The following is a 24,002-nucleotide window of genomic DNA, read 5'->3' on the forward strand; positions in this document are numbered from 1 at the left end:
TTCTTAGCGCAAGCTTATCGTTGCAAAAACTTTTTGATTTTGACACTACCAATATCAGACAGGAAGCTCAACGCAAATTGCTATTGTGGCGTGACACCGGCGTTCGCTCCCTGCTTTGCATATGTATTGTGCGGTTTTCATTTTTCTTCATACGATACTCTTCTGGTCAACAACTCAAGACTACGAAACATTATTTACTTTGAGCGGCTTGCCATTGGCGGTCTTGTTGATCTATCGCGGCTTTCTGCTCGGCAGTCAATCGTTTAGCGCTAATCACCACTGTTTGAAAGCCACTGCTTTGCAAATCAAATGCACGTTTCTCTTCTAAGCTCATTTTCTTTGCGCTGATCGTTACTGTTTGTGTAGCGGCTTTCACTTGAGCATCCGCAGATGTTTGCACTGCATTTGCAGAACCAGTTAGCGCCAACAAAGCGATAAAGCTAGCAGCTGTGATAACAGATAATTTTTTCATTTTAATTCTCCTTGAGATTTAAGTTCGTTACGATTAATTTTGTTCAGTTTGGCTCTTTTGCGAGCCCTCGACGTCTGTCGATGGTTGAACTATATCCAAGCAAATTATCAAGCGACAGCGCTATGCGACGAAATGCAGAAAGGGGGGAATCAAGCACCAAAAAAGCAAGACTAACGTCGCCACGCAATCGCCTCGTACACATACGGAAGAGTACTTTCCGCGGGCTATCGCAGTACTTTCATCTGCTAGAAAGCGTACAATACGCAATTAACCGTTTCACGCTGGCCTCGCTCTATGACAATCGTATTATCGACACTGAACGCACGTTTCTCCCACGCATCACTTGGCCTACGTTATCTCTACGCCAATATGGGGGAATTGCAATCACAAACACATATACAAGAGTTTGTCATTGGTGCTCGCACAACTGATCTTGTAGAACGCTTATTACAGTGGCAAAAAGATGGTGAAAAACTGATCATTGGTTTCGGCGTGTATATTTGGAATGTTGAAGAAACGACTAAGTTAGTCGCCCAACTCAAACGCGTTGCGCCTGAAATTATCATCGTGCTTGGTGGTCCCGAAGTTTCCTATGAAACGCAAGAACAAAGCATCGTCGGTTTGGCGGATTACGTCATCACCGGTTGGGGTGATATCAGCTTCGCGGATCTATGCCAACAAATCATTCATGGCCCAAAGCCAATTATGAAAATCCATGCGGGCGTACAAGCGACATTAGATCAACTTCAATTACCATACAGCTACTATAGTGATGCCGATATTCAGAATCGAACTCTGTACGTTGAGGCCTCACGCGGCTGCCCGTTTAAATGTGAATTTTGCCTGTCTGCGCTTGATAAGACGGCGTGGCCCTTTGATATCGATCGCTTTCTGCAAGAAATGGAAATTCTCTACACTCGTGGAGCGCGCTTGTTCAAATTTGTCGATCGCACCTTCAATTTGAACATCAAAACAAGTTTGAAGATTATGCAGTTTTTCCTCGATAAATTAGCTGCACATCCTGACGATCCCGTGTTTGCGCATTTCGAGGTTGTGCCTGACCATCTTCCCGAAGCTCTAAAAGAAGGCATTCGCGCCTTCCCTGACGGCAGCTTGCAGTTCGAAATAGGCATCCAGAGCTTCAACCCAGTTGTGCAGGAGCGCATTAGCCGCAAACAGAATAATCAAAAAGCCGCAGACAATATTCGTTGGCTGGTCGAACATTCCAACGCGCATTTGCACGTAGATCTTATCGCAGGCTTACCTGGTGAAACTATCGAAAGTTTCGCAGCTGGTTTTAATCAGCTATATGCCCTCGGTCCACATGAAATTCAATTTGGTATTCTCAAACGACTACGCGGCACACCGATCATTCGTCATACAGATGAATATGGCATGCGTTACGATCCCTATCCGCCGTACACAATTTTGGCAAACAAAGAGATCAACTTTACTCAAATGCAGCGCTTAGTGCGCTTTGCACGTTTTTGGGACTTGATCGCGAACTCAGGCCGCTTCACAAACAGCCTAAAAGTGATCGTTGGTGATCAGCCGTTTGAAAACTTCATGGCATTGTCAGATTGGATCTTCGAACAGTCCGGCGTCACCCATAAGATCGCATTAGATCGACTGGCGAATTTGGTCACGCGTTGGTTAGTTGAAGTACGCGGCATGGATAAGTCTAGTGTCTTGATCATGCTTGGCAAAGATTACGCTGGCGACGCCAAGCATATCCAGAGTCCGGAACTCATGAAAAACGAACAAAAACTTGCGAATAAAACTCCAAAATCCACTGGTGCTGCAACCACAAAAGCACAAGTGAAGCGCCAAGCTCGGCATCTAGAAAGCCAAAACGAAGCCTGACTTAGACAAATCGCATTAATAATTAAACAAAAGCAATCCTTTTAGCAACAATTTTTCCTGAAAGCATGTTTTCTCGGTGAAGATTCCCGCATAATGTCCAAGTTGCCATTTACGTGCCGGAAATGCCATCGATGCGATATTTTTCAGGGTCCTCCTATCATCGTCCAGTCAGACGCATAGTCATCGTGCGTTGGCTAGTATTGGCATTATTGTATGGTGTGCTAGGAAAACTTGGCACGATGTTCCCCTACATTCCTCCCAGTATTAGCCTCATTTGGCTACCCGCTGGGATTGCTACAGCAGCTTTAGTCCGCTGGGGCTCAATCATGAGCCCAGCCATCTTCATCAGCGCTTGCATTCTTAACCTCTCTAACGGCATTAGTCCAGGTTACGCCGCCATCATGGCGATGGGTAGTACTTTGGGCCCTTTCGTTATTCACTGGGATTTGCGACGTGCAGGTTTCGATGGCGATTTCATTCATCGTGCTGACGTCATCAAGTTTATTGTCGCAAGTTTAGTTGGCATGACGATTCCGGCGACAGTTGGCAGCGTTTGCCTCTGGCAGCTCGGCAAACTACCCGATCTCAAATTTGCATGGATCAGTTGGTGGGCAGCCGACATCGTTGGCGTATTCCTCGCGACACCGATCATTCTTGCTAGTAAAAAACATCAATTCATCAAAATGGATGCGCAGGCGAAGGAGAATCTACTTTTCCTCCTGATATTTGCACTGACACATTGGCTAATCTTCTGTTCCGAAAACAGCTTATTGCACCTCACCTTCTTCGCGATGGCGATCATGATTTGGTCTGCGATGCGTCTAGGGAGTTTTGTCACAGCGATCACTGTCTTTTCCTCATCCTGCTTTGCGGCTATCGCGACAGCATATGGCATGGGGCCATTCCAATCGTTGGAACGTTCCGAGAGCTCACTCGTGCTTTGGCTGTACATGACCACCATGGCCATTACAGCCCTGACTATCAATGCCCTCCAAGCAGAACGGCAAGTGGCGACTACGAAATTACAAGAAGCGTTCGAGCGAGTTAACAAGGTAGCGTCACGTTTGCCGGGCTTGATTATGCAATACCGGCTCAAACAAGACGGCAGCACAACTGTGCTGTACGCAAGTAATGCGGTGGAAAGCATCTTCGAGGTCAGCGAAAAAGAAATTCAGCATCATGTCGAAATGCTGGTGAAGCGCATCGACCCTATTGATAAAAAACCGTTTCTACACAATTTAGCCGTCGCGACTGAAAATCAAACACCATACCAAGTTGAATTTCGATTTCACCGCATTGACGGCCATATTCGTTGGCTTTACTTAGATGCATTGCCAGAGCTTGAGGCAGATGGCAGTACACTCTGGCATTGCTTTGTCAGTGATATTACCGACCGTAAAAAAGCCGAAGAAGATCTACGGATTGCGGCGATTACTTTCGAGTCTCAAGAAGGTATTTTTGTAGCGGACCATGAATGGCGCATCCTAAAAATTAATCAAGCCTACACTCGCATTAGTGGCTTCACACCGCAAGATCTCATCGGTAAACCCTTGCCGCGCCACGAGAATTCTCAACAAGATGAAAATTTTTTCAATGGTATTTATCAAGCCCTCGATCACCACCGTTTTTGGCAGGGTGAGTTATGGGCAGAACGCAACGATGGCGAAGTCTATCCGCAGCTAATTACGCTGACCGCGGTTGCCAACGACGAAGAACACATTACCCATTACATCGGCTCCTTCACGGACATTAGTCGACACAAGGGCTATGAAGATGAGATTCTGAATCTGGCCTTTTATGATCCATTGACGCATCTACCCAATCGCCGTTTGTTAATGGATAGACTGCAGCATTTGATCGCACTCAATCAGCGTGACGATAGCCACAGCGCTATTCTCTTTATTGATTTAGATAATTTCAAAACCCTCAACGATACGCGCGGCCATGATGCTGGTGACTTGTTATTGATAGAAGCAGCACAGCGTCTTCAAACTTGCGTACGTGAAAGCGATACCGTTGCACGCTTGGGTGGAGATGAATTTGTGGTGGTATTGCAAGCCCTCAGCCCAGTACGCGATGAAGCTGCTCGCCAAGCAGATCGCATTGCAGAGAAGATTCGCTTGTTGTTAAACGAACCTTATCAGATTACCGACTTTGTCCATCATGGTGCAGGTAGTATTGGGGTTTGTTTATTCCAAGGCGGCGACATCACTGTCAAAGACTTATTCAAGCGAGCAGATACCGCGATGTATGAAGCAAAAACTTCAGGTCGTAATGCGGTACGGTTCTTTGACCCTGCAATGCAAGCGGTACTGGTCGTCAAGATGATGCTGGAATCGAATTTACGTGTCGCATTGGCACTTGAACAATTCCAGCTGTACTACCAAATTCAAGTTGATGCCGATGGTAAAGTCGTTGGTGCCGAAGCACTACTGCGGTGGATTCATCCAGACCGAGGCTTTATTTCACCTTTGGAATTTATTCCACTCGCAGAACAAACTGGATTGATTGTTCCGATCGGAACTTGGGTCTTAGAAACCGCTTGTATGCAACTTAAAAAATGGAGTCGAGATCCTAAGACGGCTCACCTGAGTTTGGCGGTCAATGTCAGCGCTAAGCAGTTCCAACAAAGTAATTTCGTTGAAACGGTCACTGAAATTGTGCGATTGAATAATATCGATCCGAGCCGACTTAAAATCGAGCTCACCGAAAGTACAATTCTGGACAACGTTGATGCCACAACAGAAAAAATGCAGCAGTTGAAAAAACTGGGCATCGCGTTCTCAATGGACGACTTTGGTACAGGCTATTCTTCCCTCGCCTATTTGCAAAAACTGCCCCTCAACCAGCTGAAAATTGATCAGTCTTTTGTGCGCGATCTCAATGATGATGAGAGCGATGCGACCATTGTGCGTGCGATTATTTCCTTAGGCCTTAACTTAGGCTTAGATGTGATTGCCGAAGGCGTAGAAACAGTCGCTCAAAGACGCTTTTTGATTGAGCATAATTGTTTAACTTTCCAAGGCTATCTCTATTCCAAACCAATTCCTATTGAAGGTTTGAATGCATTGTTGACGGGGGATATTAATGAACACAGCTTCTTCTTGACGCCATCTGAAGCGGACGAATAGTTTACAGTTAATGCTGATATTCTTCACTCGGCAACTGGTAACTGATTTTTCAAGGCAATCCATTGCGACATGTACTGTGTACTCTTCATAGAGTGATGTCGTAACATCGTACCCATAAAATTATGCGATCGAACTTGCTCTACATTTTCTCGTGCGTGCACGATTCGGTTGATCAAGTCTATTTGATCTCGCTCACGATCAAAAAGTAAGGCGACAATCTTATCGCCCATTTCTTGCGCCTGTGACCAGCGCTCACGATTTTGATACAAATCGACAGAAGCTTGTGCAAATACCTCGATATCATCACTCACCGCACCAGGCCAAACGCCCCCTACATCCATCGCTTCGGCACCGACGCTAGTCGTTACGCTTGGTGTACCCGCCAACATCGCATCAGCAAGTTTCCCCTTAATTCCAGCGCCAAATCTAAGCGGCGCCAAACAAACACGGGCATTCGCCATTACGTCTTGCGCATTTTCCGCCCATCCCAATACATAAAAACCATCGCGAGGCTGATGCAATTGCATTGCCTTAGGAGGAGGATAAGCGCCATAAACCTTCAGTTGGGCGCTTGGCATACGTTTTCTCAGTGCTGGCCAAACTGCCTGCTTCAACCACAAAACAGCATCCCAATTTGGCGCATGTCGAAAATTGCCGATGGTGACGAAATCATGGCGTTCATCGTAACTTGGCCGAGTATCACTTGTTCGTGGCAATAACATCAAGCGATTCAAAAGCAAGATAGAAGAAGGCACTGAAAATACACTTTGCAGCAATTCCATTTCGACATCGGAAATCATTAGGCTCAAGTCACAACGAAAAATAGCCGCTATTTCGCGAATAGCTAGCTCACTGTGTCGCATCGTCTGCGCTATCTGTTGTAAGTTCGGTGCTTGCCAATTGCCTTGTTTTTGTAGCTGCTCTTTCAACAGCACTTGGCGCGCTTCACGCAAGCTATGTAAGTCGCAGGTATCAAGAACGCGTAGCGCAGCGGGACAATTTTTTTCGACACGCCACGCGAATTGTTCCTCAGTAAAAAAGCGGTCAAAAACCACAATCTCTGGGCAATATTCACGTAAGAGTTCATCAAAACCATCATCGTTAATAGCGATCAGCTGTTCAGCAATTCCTATGCTTTCTAGGGGAAAACGATGTGGGGAGAGACTGGCAGCACTGGCATATAAAACCTGCCAACCCTGCGCACGAAAGCTGTGCAGGATTTCTAAGGTTCGCCCGCCAGCAGCGGACGAATTTGGCTCAGGCCAAACATAGCCGAGATAAAGTACTTTTAACATGAAATGTGATGAGAGCCGGTGACCAACTTAAACGAATTGATCATTCATCTTCCGGCCACAGCGATAACACGAGTTGTTCAATGTTATTGGGGTCTTCCAGCTTGGTACGGGCTTCTTTCCAATCTTTGGGTTCAGGCACTTCCTTACTGGTATGAACGGGTGTTTCGACCGCCATCTTAATGGCAAACACCACGATCCCTTCACTTACTTCAAAAGCTTGTAATTTCTTAATCGCTTCGGCAATCTCATACTCGTAATATTCGTGAAGATTGGGCTCCATATCTAACCAAGAAGCAATCTTGCCATCCGAGCGGACCGCCACTACGATATAGCCATTTGCGGTGGCAATTTGTGATCCATTGAAGGTCTTCGCCACTGCGGTCTGTAAATTACGAGAGAAAATCGAGACCTGTTCGAAATCAACTTTTTTCTGTTTGAGCTCATCTTCGGTCTGAAAAAAGTAGACCGAGTCAAAACGCGGCTGGATCGAGCGACTTGGCATCTTACAAGCCGCCAAAGCCCCTAAGCAAAAAAGCGTCAATACCAGCAGCAAGCGTTTCATTTGGTCCCGCCCTCACTCAAGATTTACTCACAAAAATTCCAGCACTACGATCTTTTTGTACGTTGTCCCATGCAAATACTTGCCCATTCATGGCCACATACACTCCTGGACTTAACAATTGCACGACACCGCAGGCAAACCCAAGATTGAAGAAGGCATCAGAATTGTCGATTTTGTAGGGAATCATCGCCCCCGTCAAAACAATGGCTTTATCTAACTTCGCGGCGCCAATCACTTCTGCCGTTTCGCGCATCGTATCGGTGCCATGAATGATCACAATTGCCTTCTCAGTAGACTTACGGCACGACTCCAAAATGTCTTGTCGATCTTGATCTACCATGTCGAGAGAATCGATTAAAGAGACCACTTCGAGTTCAACAGGTACGGTCAATCGCGCGCGCTTCAGTACTTCAGGAAGCTGACTTTCCGCGAAGCCAAGCTTGCCCTGTAATTCATCATAATGTTTCTCAAATGTGCCACCCGTGGCGATTATTCTTAAGCTCATTGTTTTCTCTCTTACGACAAGATAGCGCTATGCAAACCAGCATAAAACGCTAACGCGTGTTCGTCAAATACAGTTGTTCCACTTTACTACGTGCCCATGGAGTTCGACGCAAAAACTTTAGGCTAGATTTGATACTTGGGTCGATCGCAAAACAATTGATCGGAACAAGTTCCGCCAAGCGTGGCCACCCCAAGTCTTCCACCAGCGTCGTCAGGATCGCTTCTAGCGTCACACCTTGTAGGCTGCGGCTCATTCTTACTTCTTAATTGCCAGAAGTTCGATATCAAACACTAAATGCGTATTCGGCGGAATGTTTCCCGAACCTTGCGTGCTATAACCGAGGTAGGCAGGAATCATTAGAGTACGCTTGCCACCAACTTTCATCCCGATCACACCCATATCCCATCCACGAATCACTTGGCGTCCGCCGACCAAGAAGGTCAAAGGTGTTCCAGCATCCAAAGAACTATCAAATTTGGTTCCATGGAGATTCGCCGCTTTATTGTTATATAACCAACCTGTGTAGTGCACCTCAATCAAATCACCATTGCGAACTTCTTCGCCCGAGCCAACCAAAGTATCGATGACGCCCAACTTTTGAATATGCAAAGGAGCGGGTGCGCTCAGCTGAGGAGCGCTCGCAGGGGTGGGCGCGACAGTTTGAGCAAAGACAAGAGGTGGAGTGCAAAGAATAGCGAATACAAATGAATTTAATTTCATAATTTTTCCAAAAAAAGAAGAGCTTGCTCGACCCCTTGCTGTAATTTGGCAGATTCAGCATAAAAAGGGTATAAATCGATCAATTTTCGATAACTTGCATGATAAACGAAAAAATGGGGAATCTATTTGGAATTTGCTAGTCCAAAGGCATTCCAGTGCTTTCCTAACTGAATATTTTTTGTTTAAGCGAAGCCCCCAATCTTGTCTTAACTTCGGTCAATATCAGGTATGCAAAAATTCAAATCTCAACGGACTACCGTATTTGGCACTAAAGGATTGCAAATCGCAGGCATCCTTGCCGTCTCCAGTCTTACTTTTAATGCGGCTGCGGCGGAACGCGTTGACTTAGAAAAGCTCGATCGCAAACAAGGCAGCATAGAAAAAATCGTTAAAGAAATCTCTGCGCAATCGGTCGAGGCCAAAATACGCAAACTAGTGAGTTTTGGCACGCGTCATTCGATGTCGGAGACTGAGTCAGAGGTAAGAGGCATCGGTGCTGCCCGACGTTGGATTAAGTCAGAGCTGGAACGCTGTGGTGCTGGACGCCTCGATGTGCAGTTCGATAGTCACATCGCTCCAGTCGGGCGACGCATCAGTCGGCCAACCGAAATCGTGAACGTGGTGGCGACGCTCAAAGGCAAGAGCAATCCGGAACGTATGTACGTCGTGAGCGGGCACTATGATTCGCGCGTGACCGATGTGATGGATGCGACCAGTGACGCACCAGGCGCCAATGATGACGCTTCAGGTACTGCCGCCGTCATGGAAATGGCCTGTGTCATGGCCAAGTATGATTTTGATGCGACTATCGTTTTCATGACAGTCGCGGCCGAAGAGCAGGGCCTACTCGGCGCGGCGCACTGGGCACAACAAGCTAAAGAAAAAAATTGGAATGTGGCAGGTATGTTTACCAACGACATCATCGGTAGCTCGCGCTCTGAGACTGGTGAAATCGATAACAAGACAGTACGTCTGTTCGCCGAAGGTCTGCCCGCAGTCAAAGAAAATTCCGATCAAAATCGTAATTTGCTTGCGACCGGTGGCGAAAGCGATTCGCCTTCACGCCAACTTGCGCGCTATGTTAAAGAAGTCGGTGAACGCTATGTCAAAGGTATGAAGGTCAGTATCGTGCATCGTCGCGATCGCTATTTACGCGGCGGTGACCACATTCCATTTTTAGAACGTGGTTTCGCTGCATTGCGTTTCACAGAACCGAATGAAGATTACCGTCATCAGCATCAAGATTTACGCACAGAGAACGGTGTCAAAATAGGCGACTTGCCCGAATTCGTTGATTTCGCCTATACCGCAAACGTCGCACGCATCAATGCAGCAGCCTTAGCTTCCTTAGCATCGGCACCTGCTGCGCCAAGCAATGTGATCATGAAAACTGCACAGTTAGAAAACGACACCGTGCTAACTTGGGATGCCAATACCGATGCTGACATCGCTAGCTATCGGATCGTGTGGCGGGATACGACGAGTCCGTTGTGGCAAGGTGTAATTCACACTGGCAAGGTTCAGGAGTACCGCATCAAAGGCAAATCGAAAGACAACTATTTCTTTGGTGTGCAAGCGGTAGATAAAGACGGCAACGTTAGTGTGGCAACTTATCCTATGCCAGGAAAATAAAAGGTAGAAAAGCGAATGCCATCATGCTCTGCATACGCCAGAGAAGATGGCATTTTAATAAAGCGCCAACATCAATAACCCACTCAATTTATTGACGCACACGCTTCTTAGCGCCAGTGGCCTTACTTGACTTCGCTTTAAACTCTGGACGGCCACCATTGGCAAAACCAGATCGAACAGGTGCGCTTGTTGGTAAGCCTTTTACCACTGATTTTTTGGGCGCTTCGGTAGCAACTTCTTCTTGATTAGTCGCAATTTCAGTCGGGGCTTTAGACATAATGATTCCATTTGGTACGATTACCGAGAGTGTAGTGATAGCTCACCAAAATAGCGAGTAAAAACGCGCACAAATAGAGCCGATTCCCTGATTCAAACTTCGTCAGCCACGCACCATTCAGCGTCTTGCCCAACAAAAACCTTGGTTTCCAATGCCCTAATTGGAAGAATAAAGCACATCCAACTACCTCTGAAAAATAATGAAGTACAAATTAGTACTTGCATTTATTTTACAAGAAATGTAACCTTAAGGTATCAAATGATAACGTAAGGTTACACATTGCTGCCTTGTTTAGTCTCAAATCACATAGAAAGAGATGCCTTGAATGAAAAGTCAAAAATACACACAAGCGGAGGCTGAACAACGGTTTCTATACTTCATGGGCTTAAACTCGATTTCGATCTCTTTCGTTTTGTCTGGTGATTTCCTTTTATCAAACGCACAGATTTTACTCGGTACAAAAATGGGTACAACTCTGGGTTTCATTGTTGGGATAGCAGCCATGATTATTCTGATTTATAGTTTCGCAGAAGGCATTGCCAATGGAATGGATATGCGTAAGCGTTCATTTTTACATTTTCGATATGACGATGAGCTCAATCAAGAGATTTCCAATAAATCATATCGAGGCGCTTTCGACGCCTCGATGATGTGTGCCATGCTCATATTCATACTTTCCAATGAGAATTCCAATTTCATCGCCCAGACCACATTAAGAACACATCACCTGATTGGTTTTATCCTCTCCACCGCTTGCCTCGCCTATGGTTTGAGTATCGTCACTTTAATTCACAAAAATCATGAGTGAAGAACTAGACAATCACATCGCAAAATTACGTTTCAAGCAAAAAATTTCACAACAAGATCTAGCTGAAGCGATCGGTGTCTCTCGCAAAACGATCAGCGCAGTAGAGACCGCGCGTTTTGTTCCTTCAGTGATTATTGCAATGAAAATTGCGCAGTATTTCAACGTAAAAGTGGAAGATGTATTTGAACTCCACGACGAATTCGAAAGCAGTTAGATGCATTTTTTGCTTTTTGCAATTAATTGAGGCGCAAAGTAAATAAACTTTATTGTTTATTTAAAAATGAACCTCATTTATACTGCGATCTCAATGTGATTTGAGACGCAGTATGAAAACTCCCCTCCTCATTGCAGCTGCCTGCTTACTGGCACTGCTTTCCACCGTCGGCGCGGCCCTTCCTTATCCCATCCTGCCGCCATTGTTTGCAGCGGATGTGAGTAATAACCTCAACCATTTTTTAGGTTTACCACCGAAACTATTATTTGGAATTGCGCTCAGCATTAATCCATTAGGTTTATTGATCGGGACAGCTTTGCTTGGGCCAATGTCAGATCGTTACGGCAGACGTCCGGTGTTGTTGGCGAGCGCCACTGGCGCGGCGCTTGGTCATGCGATTACAGCATGGTCTTTGGTGATACAGAATTATCCCCTATTCATCTTGGCGCGATTCGTGACAGGCTTATTAGAAGGTAATGCCTCGGTCGCGCGCGCCATGTTGGCAGATCGTTTGGAAGGTGATTTGCGAGTACAAGCACTGGCCTGGCTTAACGGTGCGGTATATAGCGGCTGGTTGGTCGGCCCACTAATTGCGGGCATGACTTTGGGGTTTGGCATCACTGTACCATTTTGGATCGCCACGGTTGCCCTATTGCTGACCGCGGGCATGGTGGCAATCGCGCTGCCGAAAGAGAAGACATCACACTTGACGACCTCATGGTGGCAAGTCGCGCGTTCTAAGCATGCATTTAACTTACTCAAAGTACCTGAGCTAAAGCAGCTGTTCATCATCCAACTTGCGTACACCAGCGGCGTCACTGCTTTTTATGACTTTTTTCCGTTGTGGTTGGTTGAGGTTGCTGGTTATCACTCGAAAGGCATTGCGTGGATGACTGCGGGTCTCTGCGCAGTGATGGCACTCGCCTCCCTTTTCGCTGGACGGCCAAGTAATGTAATGCCCCTGCGAAGAGTTCAATTCCATGCATTTTGCGCTGCTGCGGCTGTCGCTGCAGTGGGACTTGGGAACACTTGGATAGGTTTGATCGCCATCATTGCTTTCGGCTTTCCTAACGCGATTTATAACGCACTACTGCCAAGTTGGTGCTCCGAAAGATTCGGCCATCATGGTCAAGGTGCCGTCATGGGCTTAATCTCCACCACCTTCTACTTAGCCAATATCATGATTGCGTTACTAGGCTCAATTCTGACCTTGATTGATACCCGCATCATTTTGGTTTTTGGCGCACTACTCAGTATCTGGGCTGCAAGACGCATCGGGCACTGGCGAGCCGAACTGGAAGCCAAAGATAATGCAATCGCCGCGGAGAATGCATTTTGAAAGAGCAGCTACTCTTTTTACTCAAGACCCGCGGCCCACTCACGGCGCAACAAGCCGCCGCACTCATGGGCTTGACGTCGATGGGCGCGCGTAAGCATCTTGAAACATGGCATGAAGCAGGTCTAGTCGAGTATGTGGATCAAGCCGAAAAACAAGGGCGTCCCAGTCGCTATTGGCAACTGAGCGCCGCGGGGCACGGGCGTTTCCCCGACCGCCATAGCGAGCTAACACTGCAATTACTTCAACACGTACGCCAGCTGTTTGGTGAAAAAGGCGTCGACCAACTGATCACCGCACGTGAAGCCGAAAGTCTTCAGCAGTATAAAAAGCAAACTGAGAAGTTCAAAAGCCTCAATGGCAAACTCAAAGCCCTCGCCGACATCCGCTCACTCGAAGGCTATATGGCTGAAGTAGAAAAACATGAAGACGGTGGTTATATACTGATCGAAAATCACTGCCCCATTTGTGCTGCGGCCAGCAGCTGTCAAAATTTCTGTCGTTCTGAACTTCAGGTTTTTCAAGACGCTTTAGGTGAGGGAGTACAGGTCCAGCGTACGGAGCATTTGATGCAGCAAGGGCGGCGTTGTGTGTATTGGATAAGACCTCGCTAATCCGATATCGTTAAGATTTTAGCTTATCCAAAACCGCACTCGCCCCTTGGCGTGCCAGCACTTCTTCCAAGGCGGGCATCAATGGTCCCAAGGTTTCTTTCAGCATATGGCGTACGGTATCGACGATGACTTGCGTCTGTCTTTCAATCTCGATGTTGACCGCATCGCCGACTTGTTTGTGACCAAACACGGTCATGCGCAGGGTTTCTGGAATCAACCACACTTCAAACCAATGCTCTTCTCGATTAGCTTCAGCAATGGTAAGACTCGCGCCATTAATCGCGATATAGCCTTTGGCGAAGATGTAGCGCATCCATTGTTCTGGTACCGAAAAGCGCAAAACGTAATTGTTTTCGGTTTCACGAATTTGCGCGATATGAGCGACGAAGTCGACATGGCCAGACAAAGGATGGCCGCCAATTTCTGCACCATCTTTGGCAGCGCGCTCAACATTAACCTGTGCTTTCTCAGCATAGCTTCCGAGGGTCGTGATATTCAAAGTTTGCTGCATGATGTCGAACTCTGCCGCATTGTCGAACAACTGAGTCACCGTCAGACAGACACCATCTGTCGCGACACTCGCGCCGATGGCTAAGTCATGGTCAAAATCTGGTGGGAAAGCTAAGCGTATGGTGCGCAAGCCTGAACGGTCTTCAATTTTCTCTAGCGTGGCCACGCCTTGCACGATACCTGTAAACATGATTCTCTATTCGTTTATTCAATCTGATTGCGCACATTCGCCAGTGGTGCAAACATTTCATGTGTCATGTTGACGAAATGCTCGCGTAACCATTGATGTGCTGGATTGCGACCATCTCGCTCATGCCACAACATATCCACGTGTACGTCTGGCGTTTCGAACGGCAGCTCTTTCCACACTAAGGATTCACTCATGCCGGTCGAGGCGATAAAGTGTAATGGTAACACGGTGATCAAATCCGAATTGGCTACGACTTTGCCACCTGTAAAGAATTGATTCACCGTCAGCAAAATACGGCGCTCACGTCCCATCTTTAATAGTTCGTCATCAATTAATCCATGGGCACGACCAGAAAAACTCACCAAACAATGATTCGCAGCGCAATATTTATCTAAGGTCAGTTCCTCATTGGCAAGTGGATGATTTTTACTCATCACACATACATAGTGACCCGTGTATAAACGTTCATGGCGAATCGGGCTGCGCGCAGCACCTTGGCCGCCGGAGAGCTGTGCGACGATGCCTGGGAAGAAACCGACTGCAATATCGATGTCGCCTTGAACCAACAGCGGACGTGGGTCACGTGTGGTCAAAGGCACCATACGGGCGTTCATATGCGGCGCTTCTCGTTCAAACGCCGTAATCAGTGTCGGCATCCATAGAGCAGCCGTCGAATCTGCCATTGCCATGCGAAAGGTGGCAACGGCTTTCGAGGGATCGAAACTCGTTGGTGCAATAGCCGCCTCTAAGGTAGACAAAGCTTCGCGTATCGCTGGCCATAAGATTTCGGCGCGTGGTGTCGGCTTCACTCCGTAAGCGGTGCGAATCAACAATTCATCATTCAGCGAATAGCGCAAACGTTTGATGGCATTGGATACCGCAGGCTGCGTCATCGCCAACTTATCTGCCGCGCGAGTGAGGTTCTGCTCGACCATTACGGTGTCGAACACACGTAATAAATTCAAATCTAAGGTCAAGAAGTTCATAGGCAGTCCTGTCAAAATAGGATTTCATTATCCCAGATTTTATCGATAGCAACAGAATTGACCAGTGCACAAGCACTTGATTTGGCACTCTTTTTGGTCAAAACCGACCTAGATCAACTGAACAATATTTGCTGCGCTTTGCACCAAAGCGGTGAAAACCTTATTGTTGAGATCGGTGAATGCGAGCATACGCTCGATAAAATCGAAAATGTCGCATGCGCGAAAAGCGTGCACGACAAATGCAGCGATCGCATGCGTGGATCGAGGTGGTGCAAAATCGCCAGCAAAATGAATAAAAACTTTTTTTACTGATGCCAAGCAAAAAAAGAAAAGACGCGAGTGGAAAACCACCCGCGTCTTTCATTATTGCTATGGGAGGAGCCTAAGCTTCTCAATCTGCTTTACAGCCCATCACGCCAAACGTTGTGCCAAGGCTTCTTTCGTTGCTTGCAATGCAGCTGGCAAGCGGTATTTCAGTTTATCGAACAATTCGGTGTGCAACTCCAATTCGGCTTTCCATGCATCTTTGTCGATAGACGTGATGGTGTCGAACTGTTCTGCCGTGAAATTCAAACCATCCCATGTGATGTCTTCGAATTGTGGGCTGATACCAAATACGTTTTCTTGACCGGTCGTGGCGCCATCAATGCGTTCCAACATCCATTTCAAGACGCGCATATTGTCGCCAAAACCTGGCCATACAAACTTACCGTTGGCATCTGTACGGAACCAGTTGACGCAGTAAATGTTGGGTTGTTTGCCGCCGAGTGCAGTGACTTTTTCACCCATGTTCAACCAATGCTGAAAATAGTCGCTCATGTTGTAACCCATGAATGGCAACATCGCGAATGGATCACGACGCACCACGCCTTGTTGACCAACAGCAGCGGCAGTCGTTTCAGAACCCATGGTCGCTGCCATGTACACGCCTTCTACCCAATTGCGCGCTTCTGTTACCAATGGCACTGTCGTGGAACGACGGCCACCAAAAATGAAAGCAGAAATCGGTACGCCTGCTGGATCATCCCACGCTGCATCGAGTACAGGGTTTTGTGTAGCAGCCACTGTAAAGCGTGCGTTTGGATGCGCGGCTTTACGACCAGTTTCTTTCGCGATTTCTGGTGTCCAATCTTTACCCTGCCAATCAATCACATGCGCTGGCGCTTCTTTGCTCATGCCTTCCCACCATACGTCACCATCGTCGGTCAACGCGACGTTGGTAAAGATCGTATTTGCTGTCAATGAAGACATGCAGTTGGAGTTGGTTGCGGTATTCGTGCCTGGAGCAACACCGAAATAACCCGCTTCTGGGTTAATCGCGTACAAGCGACCATCTTTACCTGGCTTAATCCAAGCGATGTCATCACCGATCGTTGTCACTTTCCAGCCTTTGATCGCTGGAATCAACATCGCAAAATTCGTTTTACCGCATGCAGACGGGAAAGCTGCTGCGACATAGTGCTTTTTGCCTTCTGGTGATTCAACACCGAGGATCAACATATGTTCAGCCAACCAACCTTGATCGCGACCCATCGTGGAAGCGATACGCAAGGCGAAGCATTTTTTACCTAACAATGCATTACCACCGTAACCGGAACCAAAGGACCAGATTTCACGGGTTTCTGGGTAGTGCACAATGTATTTCGTGCTATTGCATGGCCATGCCACGTCTTTTTGGCCAGCGGTCAATGGCGCGCCAACAGTATGTACGCATGGGACGAAATCGCCGTCTGTTCCCAAAACATCAAACACTGCCTTGCCCATACGCGTCATGATGCGCATGTTCACAGCAACATAAGGGGAATCAGACAATTCAACACCGATGTGCGCGATAGGGGAACCCAATGGGCCCATGGAGAAAGGCACAACATACATCGTGCGGCCTGTCATGCAGCCGTCGAACAATGGATGCAAAGTTGCACGCATCTCTGTTGGTGCCATCCAGTTATTAGTTGGTCCAGCGTCTTCTTGTTTTTCGGAACAGATATAAGTGCGATCTTCGACGCGAGCAACGTCGGAAGGATCTGAACAAGCGAGATAGCTATTTGGGCGCTTCGCTTCGTTCAATTTTTTCATGGTGCCAGCGGCCACCATTTGTGCGCACAAACGGTCATACTCTTCTTGTGTGCCATCGCACCAGTACACATTATCAGGCTTGGTCAATGCGACCATTTCCGCCACCCAATTAATGAGCTTTTGATGCTTTACGTGCGCGGGCACATTGAGTGCCGTTACGCCTTGCATGCTAGGTTGATTCATAATACTAACTCCAATGCCATTTCAATAAAAAATCGGTGTAGCGGCACGGCAGGAAGGGCTTGATGAACGGGTATGCGAGCAGGTAAGCTCAAGCATGACGGGCACCTTAGCGGCATTTCTGTCGGATAATCGGAAGACAGACTGAAGAAGAAGGGATGTCTGAGATCCAAGCTTACGCCCGGACAGAAGAGACTGCACGGAACGGAAGATTCAAAAAGCTACGTGCAGCGTATTCTACACCGAGCTTGAGAAAAGCGCCTAACTTTGCGACACTTTTATTATCACTGTTAAAACATTTTTGTAAATTATTTAGCTTGAATAGCCAAGCTAATAACAAACCACTTCAATACCTTCCCCTATGAAAATTGCGATTCTCGACGATTACCAAGATGCTGTCCGCCAGCTAGACTGCTTTCAGATTTTGCGCGAACACGAGGTCAAAGTGTTTAATAATCGGGCAGTTGGCTTAGGCCAGCTCGCCATACGTTTGGCTCCTTTTGATGCCATCGTATTAATTCGCGAACGCACCGTTCTCAATCGCGCTTTGCTGGCGAAGTTGCCGAAGCTGAAAGTCATCTCACAGACGGGGAAAGTATCGGGCAATATCGACATCGAAGCAGCGAAAGAGCTCGGCATTACCGTTTTAGAGGGGCATGGCGATCCGACCGCACCTGCTGAATTAGCATGGGCGTTGATTATGGCGTCTTCGCGCAAAATCCCACAATATTCAGCACTCTTACAAGATCACGTCTGGCAAACCGCTTCGCTGTATCCGCAATGGAATGGTCTCGGTCGGGTACTAAAGGGACGAACACTTGGAATTTGGGGCTACGGCAAAATCGGACAACTCGTGGCGCAATACGCCAAAGCCTTTGGCATGCGTATCCAGATTTGGGGCAGCGAGCAGAGCCGACAGCGTGCGCTTGCTGATGGTTTTATGCCTGCTGAAAGTAAGCCACATTTTTTCGCAAGCTCAGACATTGTCAGTCTCCATCTCCGTTTGAACGATGCCACTCGAGGTATCGTCGAGGCGCAAGATCTGGCGCTGATGAAAAGCGATGCCTTATTGGTCAACATAAGTCGTGCGGAATTAATCGCTGAAACAGCCCTCGCTAAGGCGCTCGATAACGGGCGACCAGGATACGCCGCCATTGATGTCTACGAATCGGAACCATTGCCGCGCGAAGATACCCTCCGCAATCGCGAAAATGTACTGCTAACGCCGCATATTGGTTTTGTCGAACGCGATAGCTACGAGCTCTACTTTGGCACGGCATTCACGAACTTAATTGAACACGTAAAGTCTCATAGGGAGTTCAAGTAAGTAATTCCACGTCTATAGCCGACAATAGCCGGAGAGTCTGGGTATTCCCCGCTCTTCATTTGGCTTTTCGGCTAGAATGCTTTTTTCCCTCACCTCTGTGACGAGACCAAGATGACTCTCTCTGTAATTCTCAATTTGCTCATTGCCAGCGCCCTTCTTGGGGCACTTTATTGGATGCAGCAGCAACACTGGTCTTTCACAAAACGTGTTTTTTCCGCGCTCGGTTTAGGAATCGTACTCGGCGCAGGATTTCAGCTCGCCTACGGCCTAGGGTCTCCAACGATAAAAGAGACCAATCTATGGTTAGATGTCATCGGTAGTGGCTATGTGAAGCTATTGCAAATGGTTGTGATTCCTTTGATTATGGTCTCGATCATCAGTGCCATCCTCAAGCTCCGAGATGTCAGCTCACTGGGCAAAATTAGTACTTTGACTATTGGCACTCTTCTGATCACGACCGTCATCGCCGCTTGCATTGGCCTACTGATGGCAAACGCATTTCACCTGACGACGATTGGCTTGCAATCTTCAACCGCGGAGCTCGCCCGCGCCCAATATTTAGAAGGCAATTTAGCCAGTGCAAAAGCAGTTTCTATTCCGAGCATGTTGCTCAGCTTCATACCGGAAAACCCTTTCCTTGATATGACCGGTGCCCGCAAAACATCGACCATCGCCGTCGTTATTTTTTCGATCTTAATCGGCATTTCCGCAACTGGTATCGCAGAAAAGAAACCTGAAATCTTTGCATCCTTTGCCCATTTTATTGAAGTTGCACAGACCATTGTGATGCGCCTTGTGACGGTGATACTGCGCCTTACCCCATTTGGCATACTTGCATTAATTGCTCAAGTCGTCGCCAAGTCCAACGCGAGCGACATACTCAATCTCTTTAATTTTGTCGTAGCGTCATACTCAGCGATTTTGATCATGTTTGGCGTGCATTTGGCGATGATCGGCTTAGCGGGCTTTAACATTCCGCGCTATCTAAAGAAGGTCGCACCTGTCCTCATTTTCGCATTCACTTCACGTACCAGTGCGGGTGCGATCCCTATGAATGTTGCGACACAAACCAAGCAACTTGGAACTCCCGAAGGTATCGCTAATTTTGCGGCCTCTTTTGGTGCGACCATAGGCCAAAATGGTTGTGCAGGAATTTATCCAGCCATGTTGGCTTTCATGATCGCACCGACGGTCGGTATTGATCCCACTTCGTTCTCCTTTATCGCGTCACTGATCAGCATCATTGCTATCGCCTCAATCGGTGTGGCTGGTGTCGGTGGTGGCGCGACTTTCGCCGCACTGATCGTGTTATCGACCTTAGACTTACCAGTTGCTTTGGCAGGGCTCTTGATTTCGATTGAGCCGTTGATCGATATGGGGCGAACAGCACTGAATGTGAGCGGTGCGATCACCGCCGGTACAGTCACAAGTCGAATTTTAGGAACAACCGACAAGTCGGTCTTCGAACAAGACCAGAAAGACGATAGCGCGCTTGAAGTTTGAGCCAGCAGAATCGAATTCACGCGAAACGAAACCTCCGAGAACTAAAAAATTCGCCTCTCCTTAATTGGCTGGAGTGCACTCCGGCCATTCGAATCGCCTTCCATGACGCGATACAAAGCAGTTCATGGAACGGCTCTTACGGCGCCCTCTCACATCATTGAATACCTCATAGGCTCGAGAGAAGCGCCAGCTAGCAAACGCCGCCTATAGCCTGTCTTCAAACTTATTGTGCGCCAATGCATAATACGAGCGTCGAACCACCTCCACAGCAAATACTATTGGATGACGTGAACCGCCATATATGTCGCGCCTGCAAGAGCTTCGCGGCAAGCACGCAAAAAAAAGCCCCGCACTAGGCGGGGCTTTTTCATACTACTTTGTCGAACTAACTTGTTTCAGCAATTAGAACTCGTAACGAGCTGTGAAACTTGCTGTACGTGCACCCAAGAATGAAGATGGGTAGCCATAGTTAGGATTCAACTTGTTGCCAGTTGGCAGCTTGCTATCAGCACGGCTGTAATCACGGATTTGGTTAACCATCGTTACAGTTTGAGTGTTGAACACGTTGAACACGTTAGCTTGCAATGTCAACGTACGGCCACCTTCCAATTTCAAGATGTAAGCAATGTTCAAATCCAATTGCTTAGTCCATGGCATAACTGGACCGTTACCACGTGAACCCAACACTGTCGTACCTTGAGCATTCAAGCAGTAGTAGCTGGATGCACTGTTGTACGCACCAGAACCACCGTTTGTTGTGCCGCTTGGGCCGTTGTAGTCAGAGACTGTTGGTGGTACGAAACCGATACAGCTTGTATGACGACCAGAAGCCACAGTCAAGTTCGCGCCTAAACGGAAGTTATCGTTCAATGCGTAGTTACCATACAGTTTCAATGCATGTGTACGGTTGTTTGGCAATGTACCGTATGCACCGTCTGTGAATGAACCGAAGTCGAAGTCTTGAGTAATACCCGCATCTTCTTGACCTAAGTCAGACTGTACATAACCTTCTGCAGTACCTTTGTTCACAGAGTAAACATAGGAACCAGACAAGCCCCATTTACCATCAAATGGACGATCCAAAGACAATTCCAAAGCTTTGTAAGTACGTTTGTACTCAGCCAAACCGAGGTAGCTGTTTGGTACAGTTACTTCTACCAACTTACCATCACCTTTAGCATCGATCTTCAAGTTCAAAGCACGACCTGGGTTCATCAAGATACATGTTGCCAATGAATCTGGATCGAAATCAGCATATCCATGTTCTGTTGCCCATTTAGCGATACCTGTATGGCCGCAGTAGTCGTCCATACCTGCATTAACTTTACGGTACACTGCTTTTACGCCGAGAACCCAGTTCTTAGACAATGCTTTTTGGAAACCCAAGATATATTCGTCTTGATTCATTGGGCTCAACTTTGTGTCAGCAATCGTACCTGGATCTGGAGCTGTTGGGCTACCAGAAATAATTGCTTGACCAATTTCTGGGCCTAACGTCAAAGGTGCCAATGTCTTAGGATCTTTACCTGTGAAGTTGTAGTAACGACCTTCGAGGTACTCAGAACGGCTAGAACGGATATTTGTGTTAGATGCTACAGGAATATAGTAACGACCGAAGTTACCATATACCTTCATGGATGCATCGCCATTCATATCCCAAGCTGCGCCCAAACGTGGAGCCAACAAGTTCTTACGATCGACGAAACTTACACCATCCGCGTTCTTATTATCGAAGGATTCAGAACGAACACCACCGTATACCAATACGTTCTTAGTGACTTTCCAGCTGTCTTCCAAGTACATCGCATCATTCTTCGCAGAGAACTCACCGGAAGTTGACTGATATTTACGTACGCGAACATATTCCGAGTTACCAGGGGTACCTGCACCAACTACGCCGTTAATTGTGCGGCTTGCTGGCATGTTGTAGTAACGATAGTAAACACCACCGGAATATGTCTCACCAGCTTGTGTAGAGAAGAAGTCTTGCGCATCGTAACCAGCACGGATTGTGTGGGAACCAACGATCCACTCTAAGTCAACACGTTTACCTTTACGTGTATCGCCATCATCTTGTGCTTTCAAATCACGAATTGTGAAGTGAGCTGGGTTCCAGCAACCATACGCTGGTTGACCGTTTGTGCCGTAAATAGCTGGGCATTCTGCGCCGAAGTTAGATGGGTCATTCAATCTACCCAGCAGGCTGTACAGACGACCGTATTGTGCAGTCAAGGTCAAGTTTTCTGTCAAATAGCCTGTGTACTTCAAGATTTCTACGTCACCGCCAGAATCAACTGAAGACAAACGTGGTGTGCCAACGTGACGCAAAGCGTATTTGTCTGCGTTGTTAGTGTTGTCGAAAGTTTGATAGCTAGTACGACGCTTGTTGCTGATACCAGTGAACTCTAAACGGTGATCATCGCTGATTTGCCAGTCGAGTTTGATCATGCCGTTTGGTGTTTCTGCGCTAGAAGTTTGACTCGTTGCGCCACCGTATGTATCGGACGTATTTTTACGACCTTCCAACAAACCGAAGACGAACAATTTGTCTTTCACAATTGGACCACCTGCATACACGTTGTATGACAAGTTTTTGAATGTGTTTGCTGTTGGGCTATACAATGTGTAAGACGGTTGGCTTGGGCTAATCCATGCATCTTTATCTTGGTTCACAACTGTTTTACCAGCTGCACTTGCCCAACCTGGAGTGATGTAAGCAGACGCGCCACCCTTCCATGTGTTTGTACCACGTTTAGTGGACAAACTCACAACACCACCCAATGAACGACCGAATTCAGCACCGTAACCACCAGTTTTAACCTGTTGTTGGCTGATTGCGTCGAATGGCAATGAAGAGTAGTTCGTGAAGTTACGCATGTTCGTAACGTCAAAACCGTTGATGTAGTAACCGTTTTCCGCTACAGACGCACCGGAGAAGGAAGCCAAATTACCGAAAGCTGCATCACCTGCAACTGTACCTGGTGCCAACAAAGACACTGCAGTAGCGTTACGGCCAACTGGCAATGCTTGGATTTCAGCCAAGGAGAATACTGTATTGGATTCTGTGCTGGAAACGTCGATTGGGTTACGTGTACGTGAGCCAGTAACCGTTACAGTTGCCACGTCATCGAATTTAACTTCAGTACCGGAACCAATCGCAACGGACACTTCACGTGTTTTACCACCAGCAGTGACTTTGTAACGGCCAACTGGCAATTTGGAGAAAGTAAAGCCGCCGTCTTTATCAGCTTCAATAGCGCGTGATGAGCCATTTTCCAAACTGACAACTTGAACTTGCTCTTTTGCTTTTGCACGGCCGAAGATAGTACCGTCAGCATTTTGTGCGTAGGCCATGGAAGCGAAGCACATACCGACTGCCACAGCGATTGCTGAGCGTCGAACCTGCTTCATATTAAATTTATTGTTTACCATTGAGACACCTTATAAGTAAAAAAACACTTTGTGATCACCGCTTTGCAAAACTCATAATCGACTGAAAGTACCATTTCCAAAAAATCAAAATAAATTAAAAATTTAATTTCAATTAATTAGTAACAGCCTCACTCCATTCACGTGGAATGCCCGTTTTTGTCTGTATATTTGAACTATTCCAAAAAGCTATGCAGCATGCATGAGATCATTTTCAGACTTAGGGTGTCAATTTTTCCGGCGAAATCCTCACTAAAAAACAACAGCTTCGACTAAACAAAAAGTGTGCTCACTGGAAATTAAAATAATTTTCAGAAACTTGTGCTGATGAATATTAGGCTCATATTCAAACTTGCAAAATTAAGCTCGAAG

20 protein-coding genes are annotated in these 24,002 nt (G+C 47.1%); 9 read left to right on the forward strand and 11 right to left on the reverse strand.

Annotated elements, in window-relative coordinates; translation table 11 throughout:
- Positions 1–190 precede the first annotated feature (190 nt).
- A complete protein-coding gene (locus H8K36_RS10410) occupies positions 191–472 on the reverse strand; it encodes a hypothetical protein (RefSeq protein WP_186916548.1) in 282 nt (93 codons plus the stop codon).
- A 294-nt stretch (positions 473–766) separates the two neighbouring features.
- On the opposite strand from H8K36_RS10410, the gene H8K36_RS10415 reads away from it, so the two are divergent.
- Together H8K36_RS10415 and H8K36_RS10420 are read left to right on the forward strand one after the other, a co-directional pair.
- Positions 767–2,335 carry a B12-binding domain-containing radical SAM protein gene (locus H8K36_RS10415; protein WP_186916547.1) on the forward strand — a complete coding sequence of 523 codons (1,569 nt, stop codon included), beginning with the start codon at positions 767–769 and terminating at the stop codon, positions 2,333–2,335.
- Between the two features lie 131 nt (positions 2,336–2,466).
- Positions 2,467–5,466, forward strand: coding sequence for a bifunctional diguanylate cyclase/phosphodiesterase (locus H8K36_RS10420; RefSeq protein ID WP_186916546.1), 3,000 nt, complete (start codon positions 2,467–2,469; stop codon positions 5,464–5,466).
- Between the two features lie 23 nt (positions 5,467–5,489).
- On the opposite strand, the gene H8K36_RS10425 is transcribed toward H8K36_RS10420, so the two are convergent.
- The 5 genes from H8K36_RS10425 to H8K36_RS10445 are packed head-to-tail and all read right to left on the reverse strand — an operon-like array spanning position 5,490 to position 8,548.
- Positions 5,490–6,761, reverse strand: coding sequence for a glycosyltransferase (locus H8K36_RS10425; RefSeq protein WP_186916545.1), 1,272 nt, complete (start codon positions 6,759–6,761; stop codon positions 5,490–5,492).
- 40 nt (positions 6,762–6,801) lie between these two features.
- Positions 6,802–7,323, reverse strand: a complete 522-nt coding sequence (locus H8K36_RS10430) for a hypothetical protein (RefSeq protein WP_186916544.1) — start codon at positions 7,321–7,323, stop codon at positions 6,802–6,804.
- 16 nt (positions 7,324–7,339) lie between these two features.
- The gene (locus H8K36_RS10435) at positions 7,340–7,828 is read right to left on the reverse strand and encodes an asparaginase domain-containing protein (protein WP_186916543.1); all 489 of its coding nucleotides are present in this window, start codon (positions 7,826–7,828) and stop codon (positions 7,340–7,342) included.
- A gap of 49 nt (positions 7,829–7,877) precedes the next feature.
- A complete protein-coding gene (locus H8K36_RS10440; protein WP_186916542.1) occupies positions 7,878–8,081 on the reverse strand; it encodes a VF530 family protein in 204 nt (67 codons plus the stop codon).
- A gap of 2 nt (positions 8,082–8,083) precedes the next feature.
- Positions 8,084–8,548 carry an FKBP-type peptidyl-prolyl cis-trans isomerase gene (locus H8K36_RS10445; protein WP_186916541.1) on the reverse strand — a complete coding sequence of 155 codons (465 nt, stop codon included), beginning with the start codon at positions 8,546–8,548 and terminating at the stop codon, positions 8,084–8,086.
- A 228-nt stretch (positions 8,549–8,776) separates the two neighbouring features.
- On the opposite strand from H8K36_RS10445, the gene H8K36_RS10450 reads away from it, so the two are divergent.
- Positions 8,777–10,180, forward strand: coding sequence for a M28 family peptidase (locus tag H8K36_RS10450; protein WP_186916540.1), 1,404 nt, complete (start codon positions 8,777–8,779; stop codon positions 10,178–10,180).
- Positions 10,181–10,268: 88 nt separating this feature from the next.
- On the opposite strand, the gene H8K36_RS10455 is transcribed toward H8K36_RS10450, so the two are convergent.
- A complete protein-coding gene (locus H8K36_RS10455; protein WP_186916539.1) occupies positions 10,269–10,457 on the reverse strand; it encodes a hypothetical protein in 189 nt (62 codons plus the stop codon).
- 325 nt (positions 10,458–10,782) lie between these two features.
- On the opposite strand from H8K36_RS10455, the gene H8K36_RS10460 reads away from it, so the two are divergent.
- From H8K36_RS10460 to H8K36_RS10475, 4 genes are all read left to right on the forward strand, one after another.
- Positions 10,783–11,265, forward strand: coding sequence for a hypothetical protein (locus H8K36_RS10460; RefSeq protein ID WP_186916538.1), 483 nt, complete (start codon positions 10,783–10,785; stop codon positions 11,263–11,265).
- On the forward strand, positions 11,258–11,479 hold the full coding sequence (locus H8K36_RS10465; RefSeq protein ID WP_186916537.1) for a helix-turn-helix transcriptional regulator: 222 nt from the start codon (positions 11,258–11,260) through the stop codon (positions 11,477–11,479). The genes H8K36_RS10460 and H8K36_RS10465 overlap by 8 nt, the downstream gene beginning before the upstream one ends.
- Before the next feature lie 112 nt (positions 11,480–11,591).
- Positions 11,592–12,818 (forward strand): MFS transporter, encoded by a 1,227-nt coding sequence (locus tag H8K36_RS10470; protein WP_186916536.1) that lies wholly within the window; start codon positions 11,592–11,594, stop codon positions 12,816–12,818.
- Positions 12,815–13,429 (forward strand): helix-turn-helix transcriptional regulator, encoded by a 615-nt coding sequence (locus H8K36_RS10475; RefSeq protein ID WP_186916535.1) that lies wholly within the window; start codon positions 12,815–12,817, stop codon positions 13,427–13,429. The genes H8K36_RS10470 and H8K36_RS10475 overlap by 4 nt, the downstream gene beginning before the upstream one ends.
- 10 nt (positions 13,430–13,439) lie before the next feature.
- Here the strand turns inward: H8K36_RS10475 and H8K36_RS10480 are convergent, their stop codons facing one another.
- The 3 genes from H8K36_RS10480 to H8K36_RS10490 form a co-directional block, all read right to left on the reverse strand.
- Entirely contained in the window at positions 13,440–14,129 is a 690-nt protein-coding gene (locus tag H8K36_RS10480; RefSeq protein WP_186916534.1) for a riboflavin synthase subunit alpha, read from the reverse strand.
- Positions 14,130–14,143: 14 nt separating this feature from the next.
- Positions 14,144–15,115, reverse strand: coding sequence for a LysR family transcriptional regulator (locus tag H8K36_RS10485; RefSeq protein WP_186916533.1), 972 nt, complete (start codon positions 15,113–15,115; stop codon positions 14,144–14,146).
- Positions 15,116–15,526: 411 nt separating this feature from the next.
- Positions 15,527–17,374, reverse strand: coding sequence for a phosphoenolpyruvate carboxykinase (GTP) (locus tag H8K36_RS10490; protein ID WP_186916532.1), 1,848 nt, complete (start codon positions 17,372–17,374; stop codon positions 15,527–15,529).
- 358 nt (positions 17,375–17,732) lie between these two features.
- Here H8K36_RS10490 and H8K36_RS10495 point away from each other — a divergent pair, with 358 nt between their 5' ends.
- Positions 17,733–18,698 carry a D-2-hydroxyacid dehydrogenase family protein gene (locus H8K36_RS10495; RefSeq protein ID WP_186916531.1) on the forward strand — a complete coding sequence of 322 codons (966 nt, stop codon included), beginning with the start codon at positions 17,733–17,735 and terminating at the stop codon, positions 18,696–18,698.
- Between the two features lie 111 nt (positions 18,699–18,809).
- Positions 18,810–20,201, forward strand: coding sequence for an L-cystine transporter (locus H8K36_RS10500; protein ID WP_186916530.1), 1,392 nt, complete (start codon positions 18,810–18,812; stop codon positions 20,199–20,201).
- A gap of 402 nt (positions 20,202–20,603) precedes the next feature.
- Here H8K36_RS10500 and H8K36_RS10505 read toward each other — a convergent pair whose 3' ends face one another.
- Entirely contained in the window at positions 20,604–23,633 is a 3,030-nt protein-coding gene (locus tag H8K36_RS10505) for a TonB-dependent receptor (protein WP_186916529.1), read from the reverse strand.
- Positions 23,634–24,002 lie beyond the last annotated feature (369 nt).

This window comes from Affinundibacterium nitidum (genome assembly GCF_014284155.1).
Classification (GTDB): Bacteria; Pseudomonadota; Gammaproteobacteria; order Burkholderiales; family Burkholderiaceae_D; genus Undibacterium; species Undibacterium nitidum.

What these genes read in the sequence shown, in the direction of transcription:
- H8K36_RS10415 (WP_186916547.1), top strand. Translation starts at nt 767, where the DNA reads ATGACAATCGTATTATCGACACTGAACGCACGTTTCTCCCACGCATCA.
- H8K36_RS10465 (WP_186916537.1), top strand. Translation starts at nt 11,258, where the DNA reads ATGAGTGAAGAACTAGACAATCACATCGCAAAATTACGTTTCAAGCAA.
- H8K36_RS10435 (WP_186916543.1), bottom strand. Translation starts at nt 7,828, where the DNA reads ATGAGCTTAAGAATAATCGCCACGGGTGGCACATTTGAGAAACATTAT.
- H8K36_RS10410 (WP_186916548.1), bottom strand. Translation starts at nt 472, where the DNA reads ATGAAAAAATTATCTGTTATCACAGCTGCTAGCTTTATCGCTTTGTTG.
- H8K36_RS10470 (WP_186916536.1), top strand. Translation starts at nt 11,592, where the DNA reads ATGAAAACTCCCCTCCTCATTGCAGCTGCCTGCTTACTGGCACTGCTT.
- H8K36_RS10440 (WP_186916542.1), bottom strand. Translation starts at nt 8,081, where the DNA reads ATGAGCCGCAGCCTACAAGGTGTGACGCTAGAAGCGATCCTGACGACG.
- H8K36_RS10450 (WP_186916540.1), top strand. Translation starts at nt 8,777, where the DNA reads ATGCAAAAATTCAAATCTCAACGGACTACCGTATTTGGCACTAAAGGA.
- H8K36_RS10425 (WP_186916545.1), bottom strand. Translation starts at nt 6,761, where the DNA reads ATGTTAAAAGTACTTTATCTCGGCTATGTTTGGCCTGAGCCAAATTCG.
- H8K36_RS10460 (WP_186916538.1), top strand. Translation starts at nt 10,783, where the DNA reads ATGAAAAGTCAAAAATACACACAAGCGGAGGCTGAACAACGGTTTCTA.
- H8K36_RS10495 (WP_186916531.1), top strand. Translation starts at nt 17,733, where the DNA reads ATGAAAATTGCGATTCTCGACGATTACCAAGATGCTGTCCGCCAGCTA.
- H8K36_RS10480 (WP_186916534.1), bottom strand. Translation starts at nt 14,129, where the DNA reads ATGTTTACAGGTATCGTGCAAGGCGTGGCCACGCTAGAGAAAATTGAA.
- H8K36_RS10420 (WP_186916546.1), top strand. Translation starts at nt 2,467, where the DNA reads ATGCGATATTTTTCAGGGTCCTCCTATCATCGTCCAGTCAGACGCATA.
- H8K36_RS10445 (WP_186916541.1), bottom strand. Translation starts at nt 8,548, where the DNA reads ATGAAATTAAATTCATTTGTATTCGCTATTCTTTGCACTCCACCTCTT.
- H8K36_RS10455 (WP_186916539.1), bottom strand. Translation starts at nt 10,457, where the DNA reads ATGTCTAAAGCCCCGACTGAAATTGCGACTAATCAAGAAGAAGTTGCT.
- H8K36_RS10490 (WP_186916532.1), bottom strand. Translation starts at nt 17,374, where the DNA reads ATGAATCAACCTAGCATGCAAGGCGTAACGGCACTCAATGTGCCCGCG.
- H8K36_RS10485 (WP_186916533.1), bottom strand. Translation starts at nt 15,115, where the DNA reads ATGAACTTCTTGACCTTAGATTTGAATTTATTACGTGTGTTCGACACC.
- H8K36_RS10430 (WP_186916544.1), bottom strand. Translation starts at nt 7,323, where the DNA reads ATGAAACGCTTGCTGCTGGTATTGACGCTTTTTTGCTTAGGGGCTTTG.
- H8K36_RS10505 (WP_186916529.1), bottom strand. Translation starts at nt 23,633, where the DNA reads ATGGTAAACAATAAATTTAATATGAAGCAGGTTCGACGCTCAGCAATC.
- H8K36_RS10500 (WP_186916530.1), top strand. Translation starts at nt 18,810, where the DNA reads ATGACTCTCTCTGTAATTCTCAATTTGCTCATTGCCAGCGCCCTTCTT.